21 protein-coding genes are annotated in these 18,428 nt (G+C 29.6%); all 21 read left to right on the forward strand.

Going from position 1 to position 18,428, the window contains the following annotated elements; genetic code table 11:
- The first annotated feature begins 10 nt into the window (after positions 1-10).
- Complete coding sequence (locus KQI38_RS03395) at positions 11-1,309, forward strand: phage portal protein (RefSeq protein WP_216555766.1); 1,299 nt, start codon at positions 11-13, stop codon at positions 1,307-1,309.
- Between the two features lie 810 nt (positions 1,310-2,119).
- A complete protein-coding gene (locus KQI38_RS03400) occupies positions 2,120-2,356 on the forward strand; it encodes a zinc-ribbon domain-containing protein (RefSeq protein WP_216555769.1) in 237 nt (78 codons plus the stop codon).
- A gap of 20 nt (positions 2,357-2,376) precedes the next feature.
- Positions 2,377-2,739, forward strand: coding sequence for a hypothetical protein (locus KQI38_RS03405; RefSeq protein ID WP_216555772.1), 363 nt, complete (start codon positions 2,377-2,379; stop codon positions 2,737-2,739).
- 215 nt (positions 2,740-2,954) lie between these two features.
- Positions 2,955-3,293, forward strand: a complete 339-nt coding sequence (locus KQI38_RS03410) for a hypothetical protein (RefSeq protein ID WP_216555775.1) — start codon at positions 2,955-2,957, stop codon at positions 3,291-3,293.
- Positions 3,294-3,307: 14 nt separating this feature from the next.
- On the forward strand, positions 3,308-4,537 hold the full coding sequence (locus tag KQI38_RS03415) for an Ig-like domain-containing protein (RefSeq protein ID WP_216555778.1): 1,230 nt from the start codon (positions 3,308-3,310) through the stop codon (positions 4,535-4,537).
- A gap of 609 nt (positions 4,538-5,146) precedes the next feature.
- Complete coding sequence (gene steA / locus KQI38_RS03420; RefSeq protein WP_216555780.1) at positions 5,147-6,268, forward strand: putative cytokinetic ring protein SteA; 1,122 nt, start codon at positions 5,147-5,149, stop codon at positions 6,266-6,268.
- Positions 6,269-6,279: 11 nt separating this feature from the next.
- Positions 6,280-7,149, forward strand: coding sequence for a copper transporter (locus KQI38_RS03425; protein ID WP_216555783.1), 870 nt, complete (start codon positions 6,280-6,282; stop codon positions 7,147-7,149).
- A 16-nt stretch (positions 7,150-7,165) separates the two neighbouring features.
- A complete protein-coding gene (locus tag KQI38_RS03430) occupies positions 7,166-7,858 on the forward strand; it encodes a glycosyltransferase family 2 protein (RefSeq protein WP_216555786.1) in 693 nt (230 codons plus the stop codon).
- Positions 7,859-7,862: 4 nt separating this feature from the next.
- Positions 7,863-8,678: an MraY family glycosyltransferase gene (locus tag KQI38_RS03435; RefSeq protein WP_216555789.1), complete on the forward strand. Its 816-nt coding sequence runs from the start codon at positions 7,863-7,865 to the stop codon at positions 8,676-8,678.
- A gap of 9 nt (positions 8,679-8,687) precedes the next feature.
- Positions 8,688-9,758 carry a DUF3866 family protein gene (locus KQI38_RS03440; protein ID WP_246565543.1) on the forward strand — a complete coding sequence of 357 codons (1,071 nt, stop codon included), beginning with the start codon at positions 8,688-8,690 and terminating at the stop codon, positions 9,756-9,758.
- A 16-nt stretch (positions 9,759-9,774) separates the two neighbouring features.
- Positions 9,775-10,317, forward strand: a complete 543-nt coding sequence (locus tag KQI38_RS03445; protein ID WP_216555793.1) for an NUDIX hydrolase — start codon at positions 9,775-9,777, stop codon at positions 10,315-10,317.
- 66 nt (positions 10,318-10,383) lie between these two features.
- A complete protein-coding gene (spoIIM, locus tag KQI38_RS03450) occupies positions 10,384-11,007 on the forward strand; it encodes a stage II sporulation protein M (RefSeq protein WP_216555795.1) in 624 nt (207 codons plus the stop codon).
- A gap of 35 nt (positions 11,008-11,042) precedes the next feature.
- A complete protein-coding gene (gene xerD / locus KQI38_RS03455; protein ID WP_216555799.1) occupies positions 11,043-11,933 on the forward strand; it encodes a site-specific tyrosine recombinase XerD in 891 nt (296 codons plus the stop codon).
- A 10-nt stretch (positions 11,934-11,943) separates the two neighbouring features.
- Positions 11,944-12,762: a purine-nucleoside phosphorylase gene (locus KQI38_RS03460; RefSeq protein WP_216555802.1), complete on the forward strand. Its 819-nt coding sequence runs from the start codon at positions 11,944-11,946 to the stop codon at positions 12,760-12,762.
- A 14-nt stretch (positions 12,763-12,776) separates the two neighbouring features.
- Entirely contained in the window at positions 12,777-14,087 is a 1,311-nt protein-coding gene (locus KQI38_RS03465; protein WP_216555805.1) for a pyrimidine-nucleoside phosphorylase, read from the forward strand.
- 95 nt (positions 14,088-14,182) lie between these two features.
- Positions 14,183-15,343 (forward strand): D-alanyl-D-alanine carboxypeptidase family protein, encoded by a 1,161-nt coding sequence (locus tag KQI38_RS03470; RefSeq protein ID WP_216555808.1) that lies wholly within the window; start codon positions 14,183-14,185, stop codon positions 15,341-15,343.
- A gap of 92 nt (positions 15,344-15,435) precedes the next feature.
- Complete coding sequence (locus KQI38_RS03475; protein ID WP_094900293.1) at positions 15,436-16,023, forward strand: site-2 protease family protein; 588 nt, start codon at positions 15,436-15,438, stop codon at positions 16,021-16,023.
- A gap of 11 nt (positions 16,024-16,034) precedes the next feature.
- Positions 16,035-16,781, forward strand: coding sequence for a segregation and condensation protein A (locus tag KQI38_RS03480; protein WP_216555811.1), 747 nt, complete (start codon positions 16,035-16,037; stop codon positions 16,779-16,781).
- Between the two features lie 3 nt (positions 16,782-16,784).
- Positions 16,785-17,330, forward strand: coding sequence for an SMC-Scp complex subunit ScpB (gene scpB / locus KQI38_RS03485; RefSeq protein ID WP_216555814.1), 546 nt, complete (start codon positions 16,785-16,787; stop codon positions 17,328-17,330).
- 91 nt (positions 17,331-17,421) lie between these two features.
- On the forward strand, positions 17,422-17,973 hold the full coding sequence (locus KQI38_RS03490; RefSeq protein WP_216555817.1) for a DUF2953 domain-containing protein: 552 nt from the start codon (positions 17,422-17,424) through the stop codon (positions 17,971-17,973).
- Positions 17,927-18,358 carry a GerW family sporulation protein gene (gene ytfJ / locus KQI38_RS03495; protein WP_094900297.1) on the forward strand — a complete coding sequence of 144 codons (432 nt, stop codon included), beginning with the start codon at positions 17,927-17,929 and terminating at the stop codon, positions 18,356-18,358. Before KQI38_RS03490 ends, ytfJ begins: the two co-directional genes overlap by 47 nt.
- Positions 18,359-18,428: the final 70 nt, after the last annotated feature.

Below are 18,428 nucleotides of genomic sequence, written 5' to 3' on the forward strand. Positions count from 1 at the left end.
TGGTAATTATATGAAGTTAGAAAGATATATAAGTGAAATGTATAGCAATAATCCTTATTGGTTTGCAGAAGAAGTACAACAGGCACATCACATTAGTAGAATTAGTAAAGTATTAGATAATAAGAACTATTTGAACGGGCGACACAAGATATTAGAAAAAGAGGATAGTAAGTATAAGGATAAGGAATTAATAACGGCTAAGACGGTGCTACAGACGGCTAAATCAATAATCAAGTTCCATAACAGTTATATCATTGGTAAAAGACCTAACTTGAGTGGTTCAGATAATATGGTGGCTGAATATAATAAAGTCTTTAGACGTGGTAAGTTTAATTTAATTAATTATAAGATAGTTGACGATCTTAATTGCTATGGAGATGCCTTTGAATATGTCTATTATAATAATGGCAGAATTACAAGTAAACTAATAGAAAGTTCTGATGGCTTTCCAGTATATGATGATGAGGGCGAGTATATCGCATTTATAGAGCATTGGACAGATTCATTAAGTAATATCAGTTATTATTACATATACACAGATAATAAGGTTGATAAGTGGACTAATTTAGGTGGTAACTACATATTAGAGGAAAGTGCTATTAATCTAACTGGATTACCTATACATTACATTAATGGTGAGAATAAGGAAAATGAACTATTTGGTAGAAGTATATTAGATGATATAAGACCTATATTAGATAGGATAGAGTATTTACTTAATAAGATGGACGATGCAATAACTGTATTGTCATTAAATCCAATTGCTTATACAAGTGGACAGCATATAGAAGGTACTATATCGGCTGATACAGTAGGACATTTGTTGAGTTTAGAAGATGGTGACTTTAAGTATGCAGTGGCTAATCTTGATAGTGCAAGTATTAAACTACTATATGATGCACTGATACAGAACTTACAGATGGTGGCTAGTGTTCCTTCTATTGCATTTGGGCAAACTAATATAGCCAATGTATCAGAGGTTAGTTTAAAGTTGATATATCAAAATATAGATAACCATGCTAGGCAAGTTGAAGTATATCTTAGAGATGGGCTTAATGAGAGATTTGATAAGATAGAGAGACTATTAAATAAGCAAGGTATTACATTCAATGCAGAGGATTATGTTGATGTAGAGTTTAACTATAATAGACCGATTGATACTTCCGAGGTTATAGACCAATTAAGTAAACAATATAATGATGGTGCAATGAGTAGAAGAACTTATATAGAAAAGAGTACATTAACAACTGATGTAGATATAGAGTTGCAAAGGATAGAGGAAGAAGGAAACAAAAACACAGTGGAATAGCACAGTATAGAGTGGGCTGATGCAGATGGTAGGAGTAGAGATAATGGGTGTGTTGAGGTGTATGAGGTAGGTGGTACACCTTAGCAATACTCTATAATTGTAACTGATTTGTAACTATTTTGTAATATATGTGTAACAATTTTGTAATATGTTTGTAATAATTCAGTTACGAAAAATCGGCTGTTACTATATATAGTGGATAAAATACACATATACACAATATAGAGTATGCCATATTACAATTATATTACAATTATCTCAAATTAGACACAATTATATTATGTTTTGTTGGATTAATATGTATCAATCTACTTTATTACGTGAAAGTTAGAGTAGAAATATGATTTATAACAGCAAACATCTATACATTAGTAATTTCAACGGTCATAGAAATACTTTAGTATACTAAATAATGCAGTATAATATACGTTATACGGCATTATTATAAAATCTAATGCAATAAATACTACATTTGTTGGCTTAGGACTAATGGATATACAGTATGATGTAAGGTTATAGCAAGTAGGAGTGCATCATTATATATTTCAGTACCCCTTTTCAAGAAAATTGATTATAGCAAGTACACATTTTTTCTGCCAACAATTTTTTCACCTTTACCTTATTATTGATTTTAACAAACCTAGATGTAATCACATCTTAGGGTGTATAAAGTGTCTACTTGGAGTTCAGTGTAATTACACGTATAATTACCTATCCTTTTATATAACTTATAATTTTTATCAAAATAAAGTAGTACAAGGATAACAATATGGTATAATATAGAAAAAAGGGGATAAGGGGGATAAGTATATGGCTTTGGTAAAGTGTCCTGCGTGTGAGAAGATGATTTCTCCTAATGCAGAAGAATGTCCTAATTGTGGAGAACCTATGAAAAAAGGGGTAATAAGTTGCCCTAATTGTAGGTCGACTAATGTAAAGAAAATAAGTGGGACAAGTAAGGTCGGTTCAGCAGTTATGTTTGGAGTTTTTTCAATGGGGAAAATAACTAAATCTTATGAATGTAAGAGTTGCAAACACAGATGGTAAGTTAAAAGGGAGATGAGCGTGTGGATAACATTAAAGAATTAGAAAATGCTTTAGAGAAAACGAAGAAAGAAATCAAGGGAAGAAGAATAAATCGAGAAAGATTACTAGGGTCACTTTATTCTACTTATTTTAATAGTGCAACTGGTGAACTAAGTATCACATATAATGATAATATAAATGAAAAAAGAAACTTTTTCTATTTACTAGATAAAGGATACTTTAAAACCATCAGAGAAAATGTAGATGGTATGACTTTTCGTCTAAGTGCTGATGGTATTGACTATATAGAAAATTTGCAAATAAGTGAATTAGAAAGTGACATAAATAAAGAAAAGGAAAAAAATGAAGTAAATAATCACGATTGTAAACCACTTGTCAATTAAACTAAACACTAAAGGTCTAGGTAAACACCTAGTCCTTTTTTATTGCAGTAGTGGTCATAATGTCCACCCCTCGACAAAGTGACGAGTAGTAACCAAGTTGATGACAACTAAAGTTCTAAAAGGACTTATGTTGGGGGTTACCCAATTGGTACTACCCATTAGGTGTACTGTATTTCACCATACACCTAAATTTAAAATAGAAAGGAATTGATATTATGAATAATATAGAGAGATTAAAACTGGAATTAAATAATAGAGAGTATTTTACTGATGGAGAATATGCAATATTTCTTGAAGAAAATAATCTAAATTCAATAGATGAATATGATAAATCAACAATGCAACGTGATTTACTGTACACTGTAATAGATGTACTTGAATCATTAGCAAATGATGTAGACTTAATGAGAAAGATCGAAACTGAATTTACTACCACAAGTGAAGCCGTTAAGTTTATCAATGATAGGATAGAACGTATAAAAAATAGAATAGAAAACATAAGAGATGATGCTGGAGAATATTCAAGTTTCCAATTACTATTTACTAGAAAATAAGAAAGGGTGAGAATATGTATAATCCTTTACAATATCAGTTTAATAATTCACTTGACAAATATGGCTATGATATAAAAGTTAATACAACAGTTGATGTAAGAGTCATGTTCAAGGAATATGAAGAGGGTTCAAGTACAACAGATTACAAATATATGTTGGTTGCCAATGGATTAATTAATCAGGGCGACATAATAACATTATTTGATGAGCAGTGGTTTGTGCTAGGCAAGAATGTAAGTATAAATGATGTATATACTAAATTTGTAATTAGAAGATGTAATTTTGACATTAAGTTTATACTAGGCGATAAACTATATCAGTTTCCCTCTATCATTGAGGGTGACAAGTTCTTTATCGGTGGAGATAATATATTACCTTTAAGTGCCGATACCTTACAAGCAACTCTACCACTGACAGATGTCACAAAACAGTTGCAAGAATTAAATTGTTTTATCAAGTGGGGGAAAAAATGGGAAATCCAAGGAGTTGACTATACAAAAGAAAATCTTGCAATACTACATTGTAAAGTTACTGGAACAAGCCATCTTGATGATAAAGAAAACGAGATTGCAGATAGATATGAGCAAGTAGGCAGTGAAAAGGTGGATAAATTAAACGGTAATATTACACCTATATTGCCATTTGAAGAGTCAACAAAGCCATTACCAAACATTGTAAGTGTTGCTACCTTTGATAATATTCAAGTTGATTATGGTACTTTAATTGATGATATAGTATTACCTTCAACAGTGGCAGCAACATTAAATGATGATACAGTTGTTGATTTAGTGGTCACGTGGGACACATCTTCCTATGATGGAGAAGTAACAGCCATTTACACATTTGGTGGTACTCTTGAACTTGTGGAAGGAGTTACAAATACTAATAATGTAATGGCTAGTATAAAGGTTGTAGTAGGTGAAGCACCACCTGAACCAGAGCCAGAGGTTACAAGATATGAAATTACACCAATTTTACAATACCAAGACGATACTCCTTATGAGATATGGTACAATTCATGGCAAAAATATTCAATTAAGAAGTTTATTGATGATGCTGAAGTTGTAGGTAATTTTACCTTTGAATTGAGTAGCACCAAGGCAAATATATCAGAAATCACCAACAATTCATGCAAAGTAAGTGTAGCAAGTATAGTAGGAAAGTATGTTGCAAATTTAATAGTAACCGATACGGATACAAATGTAATTGTCATTGAGAAAGAAATAAATATAAAAGGGAAGTAGGTAAAAACACAAAGGGTAGGGTATCTATTTCGTGAAAAAGTGCCTTCTGTAAGCATTGGAAACACTACATCACAGAAAGCCATTTTCGTACAGAATGCCCTATTTCGTTTTAGACATGGAATAGGTCAAATGAAAAATTATCGTGCCTTAAATCGCCTTCTACAGAGAATTGATATTCTATCAAAATAATAATAAAAATCTTTTTAATAATCCTTCAGTTTATCTAGTTTATTGGGTATAATATATATAATTAAGAGCCAATAAATATTTCAATGTTAGACCAACAAACATATTGGTTTTTTGATTAAAAAATAGGAGGGAAAAAAGTTAGTAAGTAATTAGTAATAGGTTGAAGCCATTGCAATCACAATATATATGAGAGTTCCAGTAATAATTGTAATATAGTATTTTTGTAAAATTTACAGTGAATTTATAGCACTTATTGCTGATAAATTGAGGCTAGAACAAAATGAATTAATGGCAAGTTTTTGATAAAACATCCTCCTAATTATTTAGGGGGTGTTTTTAAGAGTATCGGCTACAAATCTTTTATGATATAATATATTTTATTTTGTCAATAATAGTTATATATATTTTATGGAGGTTATTATGTACATAAAAGGAATTGTGAAAAGGGATAGAAAAACTAAAAATTTAGTTAATAGACTAGAATACAAAGATATTGCTATTATCTCTCATAGAGATTTAGATGAGATAGCTGCAAATTCTTTAGCAGATAAAAAAGTTTCTTGTATAATAAATACAGAAAAGACAATAAGTGGAAAGTACCCTAATCGAGGACCAGCTATTTTAATGGAAAAAAATATACCTATTTTTGAAGTAGAAGATATTGAAATCTTTGATTCAATTAAAGAAGGTGATGAAATTGAAATTAATGATAATGATATAGTATTCATGGGAAAGAAAATTGGAAAATGTACTTATATTGATCATAGTATGATTGAAGAATTGACAAAATTAGGTTATGATAATATTGAAAGTGAATTAGATTCTTTTATCGAAAATACATTGGAATATGCAAAGAGAGAAAAGGGACTAGTTACTGGAAAAATAGAAATTCCGAAGATAAATACAAATATAGGAGAAAGACATGCTCTTGTTGTTGTAAGAGGGATAGATTATAAAAGAGATCTAATAACTATTAAATCATATATCAATGAAGTAAAGCCCATACTAATAGGAGTAGATGGTGGCGGGGATGCTTTATTGGAGTTTGGATTTATGCCAGATATAATAATTGGGGATATGGATAGTGTATCTGATGATTGCTTATTAATGGCTAAGGATGTTATAGTACATGCATATACTGATGGAAGAGCTCCGGGATTAGAAAGAGTTAAAAGTCTTGGAATAGAACCTAAGTTATTCATAGCGCCTGGTACTAGTGAAGATATAGCTCTTTTGTTGGCTTATGAGAATAATGCAGATTTAATTGTAGCTGTTGGAACTCATACAAATATGATTGATTTCCTAGAGAAGGGAAGAAAAGGAATGTCCAGTACATTTCTCGTAAGATTGAAGGTAGGGGGCAAATTAGTAGACGCCAGGGGTGTAAATAAACTTTATAGCTCTACATTCAAAACTAAATATCTAGTGTTAATCTTGATAGCTGCTCTTATTCCAATATTTATTTTGATTCTTATTAATCCTATAACTAAATCATTTTTAACATTATTAAAAATTAGGCTTAGATTATTATTTGGCCTTTAAGGAGTGATAGTGTGTTACCCAGTATGAGATTTTATATAATTTCTATTGTTTCTATTTTTGTGGCTCTGGGCATAGGAATATTTATTGGCTTTACCATGGATACTCAAGAATTTGTTATTGAACAACAAGAAATTATTAATGAAATAATAGAATCACAATTTGAAACTTTAATTAATGAAAATAAGGAACTTAAAGCTAATGTGAATACATTAGAATCAGAGAATGAATATAAAGATGAATATATAAATCTAAGTTATGAATCTATTATAAAAGGAAAATTAGAAGGACTTAAGGTAGGAATAATTGAAACTAGTGAAGACTACGTCACATCAGGAATAGGTAGAGATTTGGAGTTGGCAGGGGCTAAAGTAATAAATGTTACTACTTTAAATAATAATATAATAGATAAGGAAAAATTAAATAATTTATATAAAAGATTAAATATCAACGTATCTAAAAATCCTGTAGAAACCACCATTACGACTATAACTGAGTCTATAATATCTGGTGTATCATCTCCAATATTTGAGGATTTAGAGAAGGAAGATTTTATTGAAACTATAGGTAATTATGAGGAAGATATTGACTATTTGATTATTTGTGGAGGAAGTTATAATGATAACTCTAAAAGAATTAATCAAGTTGATAGGATTATTGTTGGAATAGCTAAGAAATATAATATACCTATAATGGGTGTGGAGAAATCTAATGTTAATTATTCTTATATATCAGGATATAAGGACTTAGATATCTCTACTGTTGACAATGTTGATATGACCATAGGCAAGGTTGCCATGATATTAGCTATGGAGGGTATAGGAGGACATTATGGTATTAAGAATACTGCAGACGGTGTAATCCCTTACTTCAATAAAGAATGATTTTAGGAGAGATAGTATGGAAAAAAAGGGAAGACTTGTATGTGTAGTTCCAGTTTATAATGAGGCAGATCTAATAGTGAATACTGTAGAAGGGCTAAAAAAGATAGAATTGATTGATGAAATTGTTGTAGTAAATGATGGTTCAAAGGATAATACATTAGATGTGGTTAAAACATTGAATATATCTATTATTGATCTAGATAAAAATTATGGTAAAGGCCATGCAATGAAAAAGGCAATAGATACTTTAGAATATGATTATATTGCATTTATTGATGGTGATTTAGGTGAAACTAGTATACAAGTAGAGAGCCTTATATTGCCAGTGATTAATGGAGAAGCTGATGTATCTATTGCCAAATTTCCTAAAAGAAGTGATATGACTCATACTAAAGGTGGATTTGGGGGAGTAAGGGCATTAGCTAAAAAAGGAGTCTATTTCTTCACTAAGAAAGAAATAGATACTTCTTTATCTGGTCAGAGAGTATATAAAAAAGAAGTTATAGATAAAATAGACTATATACCTGATAGATATGGTATAGAAGTTGCCATGACTATTCAGACAATCAATAATGGATTCTCAATAATAGAAATACCAGTTACTATGAACCATAGATATAGTCAAAGAAATTTAAAGGGATTTATACACAGAGGAAAACAGTTTAGAGATATTTTAAAAACATTTATAACTATGTATTTGAGAAGGTGAGTTTATGAATTACTATTATCTAATCAGCTTGATATTATCTTTTCTTTTAACTTATGTTGCATTACCGAAGGTTATGGATATGCTATTGAGGTCTAATATTGTATGTGAAAATTTTAAATCTGATTTAATACCTACATCTATGGGTATAGTATTTGTTTTTATTCAAGTGATTAATTTAGGTACTCTACAGATTTTGTTTGACTTTAATAATAATTTTAATTTAGTATATCTTGTGGGATTTATTTTTATAGGCTTACTAGGCTTATTTGATGATTTAACTGGGGAAAAGAAAATAAAAGGATTGAGAGGACATATAAAGGCTTTTTTTAAAGGTACTCTTACAACGGGAGCTATAAAAGCATTTATGGGTTTTTTTATTTCATTAGTTGTTAGTTCATATATTTCTAATTCATTAAAGGATTTTATTATTAATTCCTTATTAATTGGTCTATTCACTAACTTTGTAAATCTTTTTGATTTGAGACCTGGTAGGGCGGCTAAGTTGTTTATTGCTATTTCTTTAGTATTTATAATAACTAATTTTACTAAAGATAATAACTATATTTTATTTTCTTTTTTGGGAATACTTATTCCATATATAATTTTAGATTTAAAATCTAAGGTGATGATGGGAGATGTTGGTTCCAATACTTTGGGATTTACTTTGGGTATATATGCTGCAACAAGTTTAAATCCTATGGTTAAATATACGATTTTAATATTACTTATAATTTTTCATATTATAGCTGAGAAGGTTTCTTTTTCTAAGATAATTGATAATAATAAATTTTTAAGATTTTTAGATAACATTGGAAGGTAGTGAGATATTTTGATTAGTTATAAAAATGGAATTGTAATATCTATAATTAGCGAAAATGAACATTTGGCTATAATTAGTGTTAATGTTGAAGATTATACTTATAATGCTGTAAATTACAAGGATTTTACTGGTGATGTTAAAGTAGGAGATGAAGTTGTACTAAATACTACTGCTGTCGATTTATCATTAGGAACAGGTGGGTATCATTTTGTTATATATAACTATAGAAATAGATCTATGGAACTTAAGGGACCTGGACATATTATGAAATTGAGATATACTCCATATCAGATGAAATGCTTGGCTGCAGAAGAAGAGGCCAGTCCTTATCATGATTTATTTAATGAATTTAAATCACTAGATAATCATATATTTGTTGTAGCAACTTTACATAGCATGATTGCTCCAATTATGGCTATGATTAAATATCTTAATAAAGAAGCAAAAATTAATTATATTATGACAGATGGAGGTGCATTACCTTTACATTTTAGTAATACAGTGATTGAATTAAAGAATAAAAAAATTTTAGATAATACTATCACTGTAGGACATGCATTTGGAGGTGACCTAGAATGCATTAATATATATACAGGATTAATTGCTGCTAAAGAAATACTTAAAGGTAATGTTACTATAATATCTATGGGCCCAGGGATTGTAGGCAGTGGAACAAAATATGGTTTTACTGGTATGGAGCAAGGATATATAATTGATGCTATAAATAATCTTGGAGGATTAGCAATTTCTGTACCAAGAATTAGTTTCAAAGATAAAAGGGAGAGGCATTGTGGTATAAGTCATCATACAATTACTACATTGTCTCAAATTACGAATACTAAATCTAATTTGATTTTACCTTATTTAGAAGAAGATAAGCAAAACTATATTATGAGACAGATAGAAGAGTCAGGGATCAAGAAAAAACATAATATTATATTTGAGGATGGAGAAGAAATTATTAAGGTAATGAATGAATTCAATTTAAAAACAACTTCTATGGGTAGAACCATAGAAGATGATATAGATTATTTTACTAGTTTAGGTGCTGTAGGAAAATATGCAGCAAACTTATTTTAAGAAAGGAGGATATTAAATGGTATTTGAAGAAAAAACCATGAAATCTGATAAGTTATATGAAGGAAAATTACTTAATTTAAGAGTAGATACAGTAGAAATACCTGATAAAAAATATTCTAAAAGAGAGATAGTTGAACATCCGGGAGGAGTAGCAGTCATACCTGTGACTGATGATAATTCAATTATATTGGTTAAACAATATAGAAAAGCTGTTGAAAGGTTTTTACTAGAAGTTCCAGCAGGTAAATTAGAATTAAATGAGGAGCCAAGAGAAACAGCCGTAAGAGAGTTAAAAGAAGAAACAGGATATGAAGCTAAAAAACTGGAATATTTATTGGAGTTCTATACTTCTCCAGGGTTTTCTAATGAAAAAATATATTTGTTTTTAGCTACTGATTTAGTCGAGGGAGAACCTACTCCCGATGTTGGAGAGTTTATTGAAACTGTAAAATATAACATTGAAGACCTCATTAAAATGGTTGAAAGAGGCGAAATAACTGATAGCAAAACTATTATAGGTATAAATTTTGCAAAAAAATATATAGACAAAAAACAATAAGTGATAATATCCTTCTTTTTAGCATAATATTTCTATAAGGCTTGTATACAAAAGGGGGAAAATATATTGATATCTACAAGAGCTAGAAATTTAAGTAAAAGACATTTTCAAAATAATTTTATTGTATATTTTATATTAGTTATTTTCTTTGTGATTGGCATAATTATTGGTGCAATACTTATAAATAGATTAAGTGCTGAGGAAAAGTTAAAAATTGCCAATTATTTTAGTTGGATTTTTAAATATATTGGAGAAAAGAACTATAGATCCATAGATATATTTAAACTATCTTTATTTTCCAATGTAAAGATAGTATTTGTTATTTGGGTTATAGGGTTTATTGGATTAGGTGTATTAATTATACCTCTAATTCTTTGCTGTAAGGGTGTAGCAATCGGATTTACCGTTGGATTTTTAGTAAAGGAATTTGGAATAAAAGGTTTTATTTTTGCGTTATCAGGGCTTTTGCCCCATTATTTGATAATTATTCCTGGGTTCTTGGCTATAGGAGCAGTGGGATTATCTTATTCTATGTATAGAGTAAAAAGTAAGCGGAACAGAATATACTCTAAGGATATAGCAGATTATTCAATTTTAATTTTATTATTTTTTATAATTGTTATAGTTGGATCTTTTGTGGAAGGATTCATTACACCTTATTTTTTAAATTTAATTAGATTTAGTTTATAATATTTTTAAAATCGTTATTACAAAGGAGAAGTAAGATGTCGGACAGGATTATGGTAGATTATTTAGAATATATTAAAAACGAAAAAAAACTAAGAAATAATACATTAGAGGCATATATTAGAGATGTCTTGCAGTTTAAAGAGTATTTATCAGAGCATGATATTGACGAGTATAAAGAAACAAATAAAACTATTATAATTACATATTTAATGAACTTGCAGAAAAATGGAAAAGCGACTTCAACCATATCTAGAAACTTAGCTTCCATTAGATGTTTTTTTCAATATCTGTTAAATAACAATATGATTGATGAAGATCCTACATTAAATTTAAAGTCTCCAAAATCAGAAAAAAAGATACCATCTATTTTGACCACAGAAGAAGTTAATCTTTTACTATCACAGCCAAAATCAAGTAACTTCAAAGGAGCTAGAGATAAGGCTATGCTTGAACTGTTATATGCAGCAGGACTTAGGGTATCAGAAATAATATCTCTTAATATTAATGATATAGATTTAGAACTAGGTTTAATCAGTGTTAAGGAGAATGATAATAATCAGAGAGTTATACCTATTGGAACTTTAGCACTAGATGCATTGACCCATTATATAGCTACATATAGACCAGAAGATCCTGAGAGTGGAAATGAGCCTCTTTTTATAAATTATAGTGGAAGCAGACTTACAAGACAAGGATTCTGGAAAATAATTAAGCATTATACAAAGAAATCTAATATAAATAAGATTATAACTCCTCATACTTTGAGGCATTCATTTGCTGTTCATTTAATAGAAAATGGTGCAGATATTAAGACGGTGCAGGAAATGTTGGGGCATTCTGATGTATCTACTACTCATATATATTCATTTGCATCAGATGATAAAGAATTGAGAGAAGTATATAAAAAATCACATCCAAGAGCTTAGGAGGAAAAAGATGGATTATATGAAAAAAATTAAAGAAGCTGTTGATTTTATAATTTCGAAAACCACTTATTTACCTAAAATAGGTTTAGTATTGGGGTCAGGATTAGGAGGTTTAGCGGATAGAATTCAAAATCCTACTATAATAAGATATGAAGACATACCTGGATTCCCAAAATCAACTGTAGAAGGACATGCTGGTCAATTAGTTATAGGAGAATTATCAGGAAAAACTGTTGTTGCAATGCAAGGGAGGTTTCATTTCTATGAAGGCTATTCTCTAAGAGATGTTACATTCCCTATTAGAGTGATGATAGGAATAGGTATAGAAAGTCTAATAGTAACTAATGCTGCTGGAGGAGCTAATACTGATTTTACTCCTGGAGATTTAATGATTATTCGTGATCATATAAACTTTACAGGACAAAATCCTTTAATTGGTGAGAATTTAAGTCAATTAGGACCTAGATTTGTTGATATGTCAAAACCTTATAATAGAGAATATATTAGCTTGGCTCAAGAAACAGGTAAAAAGTTAGGATTAGATCTTAAAGAAGGAGTATATATGTGGTTTACTGGACCTACATATGAAACACCAGCAGAAGTAAAATTAGCTAGAATTTTAGGTGCTGATGCTGTTGGTATGTCTACAGTCCCAGAAGTAATAGTTGCTAATCATCAAGGAATAAAGATCCTAGGCATATCATGTATAACTAATATGGCATCAGGTATTTTAGATCAGCCTTTAAATCATGAAGAAGTTGTGGAGACATCTATGAAAGTAAAAGATAATTTTGAAAAGTTGTTGATTGATATAATTTACAATATATAATTGGAGTGATATCTATGAGAATGTATGATATTATCAAGAAAAAGAGGGATGGATACTCTCTTACAACAGAGGAAATAAATTATTTTGTAAAAAATTATACTAATGGAAATATTCCAGACTATCAGGCTTCGGCTTTGCTAATGGCTATTTATTTTAATAAAATGGATAAAAGAGAAACTTTAGATTTAACTAAAGCTATGATTAACTCAGGGGATACTTTTGATTTATCTAGTATAAATGGAATAAAGGTTGATAAACATTCAACTGGCGGAGTAGGGGATAGTGTTACTTTAATTTTAGGTCCTATGGTTGCAGCTTGCGGAGTTCCCTTCGTTAAGATGTCTGGTAGGGGATTAGGTCATACAGGAGGAACTCTGGATAAATTAGAATCGATTAAAGGTTTTAAAGTTGCTTTAAGCAATGAAGAATTTGTCAGAAATACTAATGATATAAATATTTCTATTTGTAGCCAAACGGGAAACATTACACCCGCAGATAAAAAACTTTATGCTTTAAGAGATGTCACAGCTACTGTTGAAAATCTATCACTGATCGCAGGGAGTATTATGAGTAAGAAACTTGCCATTGAATCGGATGCAATAATTTTAGATGTGAAAGTTGGATCAGGAGCTTTTATGAAAAATATAGATGATGCTATTGCTTTGGCTGAAGAAATGGTTACTATTGGGAACTCATATGGTAGAAAAACAATTGCTGTAGTTACAAATATGGATGAACCCTTGGGAAAAGCTGTTGGAAATGCTTTAGAAGTAAAGGAAGCCATTGAGACTTTAAGGGGTCAAGGGCCGGAGGATTTATTTGAATTATGTTTAGTTCTAGGTTCTAAACTACTAGTTCTTGCTAAGAAAGCAAAGGATGAGGTAGAGGGACGAGCATTGCTAATAGATACTATAGATTCGGGAAGAGCATATGAAAAGTTGATTGAATTAGTTGAACATCAAAATGGTGATATTTCATATGTAAAAAATCTAGATTTATTACCTAAGGCTAAATATATTTTAGAGGTAAAGAGTATTAAGGAAGGGTATGTTAAAGCTATTGATGCTGAAGAAATAGGAAAAACTGCATTAGCATTAGGTGCAGGTAGAGAAACCATAGAATCTCAATTAGACTTAGGAGTTGGAATTTTATTAAATAAAAAAGTAGACGATAAGGTTGAAAAGGATGATATATTAGCTTATATTCATGCAAATGATTTAGAAAAGGCTAAAGAAGTTGAAGAAAAATTATTAGACATATTTATCTTAGGTGATAAGAATATAGAAAAGAAAAAGTTAATATATAAAGAGATCGATCATATTTAAAATTATAACCAATTATTGTAAATTATTAATACTCAGTATAACTAAGGAATTTTGTGGATAATATAAAAGCAAATACATGAAATGGAGGTAATAGGTTGAAAAGAAGACTTGTATCCATTATATTATTGCTTATAATATTAATCATTTCTATTCCATTAGGAGTATATGCTGATATGGATTTAAATGTGAATGCAAAATCTGCATTGCTAATGGATGTTAATACAGGAGCTATAATTTACAAGTTAAATGAAAATGATAGATTAGCTCCTGCTAGTATAACTAAGGTAATGACTTTACTATTAGGAATGGAAGCACTAGATTCAGGTAGAATTAAATTAACTGATAAAGTAATGGTCAGTGAACATGCCTCTAAAATGGGAGGATCTACAGTTTTTCTGGAAGCAGGAGAAACTCAAACTGTGGAAGATTTGTTTAGAGCTATTGCTATTAGATCTGCGAATGATGCTTCTGTTGCATTAGCAGAGCATATTGCAGGTTCAGAAGATATTTTTGTAAAGATGATGAATGAGAAAGCTAAATCATTAGGTATGGAAAATACTGAATTTTATAATTGCAGTGGATTACCTAATGAAAATCACTATGTTTCTGCCTATGATGTAGCACTAATGTCTAAAGAGCTATTAAAATACGATAGAGTTCATGAGTGGTTAACTACTTATATGACTGATATGCAAGTAGGTAAGACTAAATCTAGTACACAAACCATGGTAAATACTAACAGATTGATTAAGGAATATGAGGGTGCTAATGGAATTAAAACAGGTTCAACTAATGAGGCAGGATTCTGTTTATCTGCATCAGCTAAACGAGGGAATTTACAATTAATAGCAGTAATTATGGGGGTGAACAATTCTAAGCTCAGATTTGATGAAGCTAAAAGAATGTTAGATTACGGTTTTGCAAATTATGATTCCATCTCTATAGGAAAGAAGGGAGATATCATTGCTACGTTGCCTGTGGAGAAGGGAAAGGCTCAAGAGGTAGAACTGATGCTTGCTAGAGATTCTTATATATTATTACCAAAAGGAGAGAAAGGTAATATTAGTAAAGAACTTGTTTTACCAGATATGATTGATGCACCAATATTATCTGGAGATGAATTTGGTGAACTGGTAGTTAGTATAGATGGTAAAGAAGTTGATAAAATTAAACTAGTTTCTAAAGCGAATATAGATAAGGCTAATTTATTCAATATGCTAAATAGAACCATAAAGAGTTATTTAAGAGGAAGATAAAATTAGAATAAAGATTTCTTTATAACCTCGACTTTAATAGGTCGAGGTTGTATAATGTTATAGTATAGGTTATTAGAAAGAGGGTTATAAAGATGGATATTATTTATAATTTACCAGGGCTTTTTACGGCTATTATATTTCATGAGTTAGCTCATGGCTTCACAGCATACTTGCTAGGGGATAATACAGCAAAAGATTCAGGAAGGTTGACCTTAAATCCTTTTAAACATATGGATCTGACAGGATTTCTTTTTTTACTTATATTTAAATTTGGTTGGGCCAAGCCTGTGCCAATAAATCCATTTAATTTTAAAAATAGAAAAAGAGATACTATTTTAGTGTCTTTAGCTGGACCATTATCAAATTTTATAATTGCTATTATTATCGGGTTCCTTTTGTCTTTGAATATAATAACTAATTCTATACTTTTTAAAATCTTATTTATAACTTTATGGTATAATATTATGCTAGGAGTATTCAATTTACTTCCTTTTCCACCCTTAGATGGCTCTAAGATTATTGCATCTTTACTTCCTAAGAAGTTAGAATACTATTTCTATAAATATGAGAAGTATCTGTATGTAATTCTTATTATTCTTATAGCAACTAATACTGTAGATCGAATAATGGGACCTATCATAGATGCTGCACTGAATATTTTAATTTTAATAATAGGATAGGAGTATTATAAATGGACTATAAGATAACAATAGATGCATTTGAAGGACCTATGGATTTGTTGCTGCATCTCATTGATAAGGCAGAAATAGACATATATGATATACCAATTAATCTCATAGCTGAGCAATTTATTGAATATATTGCACAAATGGAAGAGTTGAATTTAGACGTAGCTAGTGATTTTTTAGTGATGGCTGCTACATTATTGGAGATTAAATCTAAATTACTTCTTCCAAGTAGAAACAACTCTATGGATACTCAGCTAGAAATGGAAGAAGTAGACCCTAGAGCAGAGCTTGTTAGAAGGTTAGTTGAGTATAAGAAGTATAAAAATGTAGTCGAAGATTTACGATCATTAGAGATTATTCAATCCCAAGTTTATTATAAACCTAAAGAGGATTTATCAGATTTTGAAGATGAAAAATTTGAACTGGAAGGATTAAATATAGATTTATTACTAAAATCTCTTAATAATATTATTAAAAAAAGAAATAAGGAAAATTTAAGTTTAGATATTAATGAAATACAAAGAGATGAATACACATTAGAAGAATGTATAAAGGATATAAAACAAAAGCTGGATGCAGTTAATATTTTAAGATTTAGCTCTTTAATTCAGAAAGACAGCACTAAAAAAGAAATTATAACATACTTTTTGTCAATTTTAGAATTGATTAGAATGAAATATATATACGCAAATCAAGGAGAAGATTTTTCTGATTTAATTATTAGTAGAAGATTAGAAGAGGAGCAGTAATTTATGGACATTAGAGAACTTAAATCTATAATTGAGTCATTATTATTTACTTGGGGAGATCCTCTAGATATTAAGGATATAGCATCTATTGTGGAGGCAGATGAGGAAGAATTATCTAAGATTATGCAGGAAATGATAGATGAATTTGATTATAATATGCGTGGAATTAGAATAATAAAAGTAAATGATACTTATCAGTTTGGAACAAGACCGGAAAATTTTGAATGGATTAAGAAATTATCAAGTCCTAAAATAGCAAAGAATTTATCAAATGCTGCATTAGAAACACTATCCATTATTGCCTATAGACAGCCTATTATTAAATCAGATATAGAGGCAATAAGAGGTGTAAAATGTGATAAGGCAATAGAAACATTGGTTGAAAGAGGACTAATCACAGAACTTGGACGTTTGGATAAGGTAGGTAGACCAATACTATATGGAACTACTGATGTTTTTTTAAGATGCTTTGGATTAGAAAATTTGGAAAGCCTGCCGCCTTTAAAAGATATTATTGATGATATAGATAACATGAAGATAGAAAAATAATACTAAATTTAGTATTATTTTTCTTTTTTTTGGCAATATATAGATAATGATTCCAAAAGGAAGTGATATCATGTTTTATTTTTTTATTTTTTTGTTATTTATATTTTTGATTCTATTTTTAATACCCTTTAAATTTAAGATTTATTATGAGTTTACTAATCAGTCTAAATATAAAATAATCATTACATATTTATTTGGTCTTATAAAAAAAGAAGTAGATTCTACAAGTAAGGATATTGAGCAAAATAAAAATGGTGAAGATAATAGCTCAAAAGTAAATTCCATTGATTTTATTCGGTATATTATTGATAAAGGAGATATTAGAAAACTATATTTTAGAATTAATATTGGATTCAAAGATCCTAGTTTATTGGGTATAGCAGTAGGTATTATTTGGGCTGTAGTCAATAGTATATTTGCATATTTTATTAATTCCTATGATATAGATGATATTGACGATAAGGATATACAAGTAATTCCAATATTCAATGATGATATCTTTCAATTATTTTTTTTATGTATAATTAAAGTAAATTTGGTTTATATTATTACTGCGTACATTAGGAGTTTAAAGATTAAAAAAGGTGGTGATAGTATTGCCAGAACATCCAATAGAAGGATTAATGAAAACTACAATGAATAGCTTAAAAGAGATGGTAGATGTAAATACTATTGTAGGTGATGCTGTACATGCGGCAGATGGATCTGTAATAATACCAGTGTCTAAGATATCTTTTGGATTTGCATCAGGAGGTAGTGAATTTAACAGAGATAAAGATAGAAGAGATACTTTAACAGAAGAAAAATTTCCATTTGGTGGAGGAAGTGGAGCAGGTGTATCTGTTTCACCAGTAGGTTTTATTGTAGTAGGTAATGAACAAATAAAATTATTGACAGTAGATGAAGGTAATAGTGCCTTAACAAATTTATTTGGATTTGTTGAGAAAATGGCGGATAATCTACAGCAATCCTTTGCTAGCAAAAACAATAATACTCAAGCAAATACGAATTATAATGAAATGCAGTAGAATTCTATAAATTGTTTGTGTACTAGGAGCAGGATATATATCTTGCTTCTTTTAAATTACTCTATTATAG

Origin of the sequence: Tissierella carlieri (genome assembly GCF_018917285.1) — a bacterium.
GTDB classification, from domain to species: Bacteria; Bacillota; Clostridia; order Tissierellales; family Tissierellaceae; genus Tissierella; species Tissierella carlieri.